Raw genomic sequence first — 3185 nt, 5'->3', positions numbered from 1 at the left:
CGGTTCCGGGCGCCAAGGCTGGCCGCGGGCCTGGTCGCGGGGGCGGGTCTGGGCGTCGCGGGTGCGGTGCTGCAGCGCCTGGTGCGCAATCCCCTGGCGTCACCCGACATCGTGGGAATCACGGGCGGGGCGTCGTTCGCGGCGGTCGCCGTGATCGCCTCGGGGGCGTCGGCGGCGGTGACGCCCCTGGCGACCCTCGGCGGCGGGCTCGGCGCGGCGGCGCTGTTGGGGGCGTTGGCGTGGCGGGGCGGCATCCACCCCGGTCGGCTGGTCCTCGTGGGGCTGGCCGTCCAGGCGGGGCTGTCGGCCGCGGTGAACCTGATCATCGTCCGCTTCCCCGCCGAGCTGGCGTCGGCGGCCCTACAGTGGACGACGGGCTCGCTGTACGGTCGCGATTGGACCGAGGTGGGCGTGGCGGGCTCGGCGATCCTCGCGGTGCTGGCGATCGCCTGCGTCAATCACCGGCGGCTGTCGGTGCTGGACCTCGGCGACGACGCCGCGGCGGCCCTGGGCGCCCGCCCTCCGCTGGCCCGCGCTCAGCTGCTGGTCGTCGCCGTGCTGCTCGCCTCCCTGGCCGTCGCGCTCACGGGACCCGTGGCGTTCGTGGCGCTGGCGGTGCCGCACCTGGTCCGGCTGCTGGGCGGGCCGCCCTCCACGGGCACCCTCGCGCTGACCGCCCTGTATGGAGCGTTGCTGCTGTCGGCCTCCGATCTGGTGGTGCAGCACGCCTTCGCCGCCGACGGCCTGCCCGTCGGCGCGATCACCGCCACCCTCGGGGCGCCGTGGCTGCTGGCGCTGCTGATCCGCCAGTCCCGTTCGACCGTCAGGACCACGTCATGAGCGAGCTGTCCGCCGCGAAACTCAGCCTCGGCTACGGAAACCGACGCGTATTGTCCGATCTGGACGTCGTGTTTCCGCCCCGCCGCGTCACCGCCATCGTGGGCCCCAACGCCTGCGGCAAGTCGACCCTGCTGCGCGGGCTGGCGCGCGTCCTGCCGTGCCAGGGCGGCACCGTCACCATCGACGGCGAGGCCGTCGCCGCCATGAAGGCCCGCCGCCTCGCCCAGCGGCTCGGCATGCTCCCGCAGCACCCCGTCAACCCCGACGGCGTCAGCGTCGAGGCGCTGGTGCGGCTGGGCCGCTACCCCCACCAGCGCCCGCTGCGCGCCTGGTCGGCCCGCGATCAGGCCGCCGTGGAGTCCGCCATGGACGCCACGGGGGTGACGGCGCTGCGCGACCGCCCCGTCGACGAGCTGTCGGGCGGTCAACGCCAACGCGCCTGGATCGCCCTGGCCCTGGCGCAACAGACCCCGCTGCTGCTGCTGGACGAACCCACCAGCTTCCTCGACCTGCGCCACCAGATCGAGGTGCTCGACCTGCTGACCCGGCTCAACACCGACGACGAACACACCATCGTCATGGTGCTGCACGACCTCGGCCAGGCCGCCCGCTACGCCGACCACCTCGTGGTGATGGCCGGCGGCGAGGTGGTCGCCGCGGGCGAGGCGTCCGCCGTGCTCACCTCCGGCCTGATCTCGCGAGTGTTCGAGGTGGACTGTCGCGTCATCGACGACCCCGAGACGGGCACGCCCCTGGTCATCCCCCGCGCCCCCGTCCACAGGCAACCGTCCCGTCCCCGATGAAAGGAACCCCCATGAGGCCACGCCGCCTGCCGCACGTCCTGCTCGCCGTCCTGTTGACCGCCGTCGCCGTCGCCGCCACGGCCTGCGGCACCGGCTCCACAACGGACGCCTCCGGCTCGGGCGGCTCCTTCCCCCGCACCATCAAGCACGCCATGGGAACCACCGAGATCCCCACCCGGCCCAAGCGCGTCGTGGTGCTGGACACCGGCGAGCTCGACGACGTCACCCTGCTGGGCATCAAGCCCGTCGGCGCGGTGTCGCCCCACATGAAGACCCACGGCGGTTTCCCCGACTACTTGACGTCCATGACCAAGCACACCAAGGACGTCGGGCCGATGGCCGAACCCAACCTCGACCTGATCGCCTCCCTGGCACCGGATCTCATCCTGTCGTCCAAGATCCGCCACGAGAAGATCTACGACAAGCTCTCCGAGATCGCGCCCACCGTGTTCACCGAGAACACCGGCGTCACCTGGAAGGACAACCTCAAGGTGCACGCCAGGGCGCTGGGACTGGAGGACAGGGCCGCCGCCGCCATGAAGAAGTACGAGAGGCGCGCCGCCCGGCTCGGCAGGGCCATCGACAAGGCCAACGGCGGCACCATGCCCTCGGTGTCGGTGGTGCGCTTCCTGGCGGGCCCCACCCGCCTGTACCAGAAGGCGTCGTTCAGCGGCGTCATCCTGTCCGATGTGGGCGTCAAGCGCCCCGAGTCCCAGGATGTCGACGGCTTCGCCCTCGAGGTCGGGCCCGAGGAGATCGACAAGGCCGACGCCGACATCGTGTTCGTCACCGTCGCCGACGATCCCGACAAGACCCAGAAGAAGGACGCCCAGGACAATCCCCTGTGGAAGGAGATGCGGGCGGTCAAGCGCCACAAGGTCTTCGACGTCTCCGACGAGATCTGGATGTCGGGTATCGGGGTGCAGGCGGCGAATCTGGTGCTCGACGACCTCGCCGAGCGCACCGGCGTCAGATAGCCTGTCCCCGCAGTTCGCGGATCAGGGCGCGCACCACGGCGCTGCGGGCCAGCTCGGGCGTGGTGACGTAGCCGATCGTCCGTTTCGGACCGTCGGGGCCCAGATCCCTTACCGCGACGGTGTCCGGGGCGCCGCGGCTGGTCAGGTACGGGACCACGGCCATGCCCATGCCGTGGCCGACCATAGACAGCAGCACGCTGTCGTCGGCCACCTGGGACGATGGCTCCGACAGCCAGTCCTGGGTCTTCCACCACTGGCAGGTCGACGCGTCGCAGTTCTCGTCCCAGTTGATCACCGGCAGGCCCGCCACGTCGGGGCGCGAGGCGGGATGGACCAGGACGAAGGGCTCGGCGCCGATCGTGCCCGTCACCAGGTCGGGCTCCCCGTCGATGTGGTGGGGCAGGTTGATGATCGCCAGGTCCGCGCGGCCCTCGAGCACCTCGCGCGCCGGGCCCACCCCGAGGTCGCGGACGACGCTGACCTCGCTGTCCACCCGCGGATAGCGCTTGGCGACGGCCGCCAGGGCGCCGGGGAGGATGTGGGCGGCGGCGGTGCGGAACGCCGC

General features: G+C 72.1%; 4 protein-coding genes. 3 read left to right on the top strand and 1 reads right to left on the bottom strand.

Features of this window, described 5'->3' with window-relative positions:
• The 3 genes from VE172_RS17060 to VE172_RS17050 all read left to right on the top strand — a co-directional run.
• On the top strand, positions 1 to 840 hold an 840-nt coding region (locus VE172_RS17060; RefSeq protein ID WP_324803149.1), incomplete at its 5' end, for a FecCD family ABC transporter permease.
• Positions 837 to 1643, top strand: coding sequence for an ABC transporter ATP-binding protein (locus tag VE172_RS17055; RefSeq protein ID WP_324803148.1), 807 nt, complete (start codon positions 837 to 839; stop codon positions 1641 to 1643). The genes VE172_RS17060 and VE172_RS17055, both read left to right, overlap by 4 nt.
• Before the next feature lie 11 nt (positions 1644 to 1654).
• A complete protein-coding gene (locus VE172_RS17050; protein WP_324803147.1) occupies positions 1655 to 2620 on the top strand; it encodes an ABC transporter substrate-binding protein in 966 nt (321 codons plus the stop codon).
• On the opposite strand, the gene VE172_RS17045 is transcribed toward VE172_RS17050, so the two are convergent.
• On the bottom strand, positions 2613 to 3185 hold a 573-nt coding region (locus VE172_RS17045), incomplete at its 5' end, for a LysR family transcriptional regulator substrate-binding protein (RefSeq protein ID WP_324803146.1). The two genes, VE172_RS17050 and VE172_RS17045, sit on opposite strands and share 8 nt — an antisense overlap.

This window comes from Stackebrandtia sp., from assembly GCF_035643755.1.
Classification (GTDB): Bacteria; Actinomycetota; Actinomycetes; order Mycobacteriales; family Micromonosporaceae; genus Stackebrandtia.
Note: the sequence above shows the minus strand (reverse complement) of the source record. Positions and strands in the feature narration are given on the sequence as shown.

What these genes read in the sequence shown, in the direction of transcription:
- VE172_RS17055 (WP_324803148.1), top strand. Translation starts at nt 837, where the DNA reads ATGAGCGAGCTGTCCGCCGCGAAACTCAGCCTCGGCTACGGAAACCGA.
- VE172_RS17050 (WP_324803147.1), top strand. Translation starts at nt 1,655, where the DNA reads ATGAGGCCACGCCGCCTGCCGCACGTCCTGCTCGCCGTCCTGTTGACC.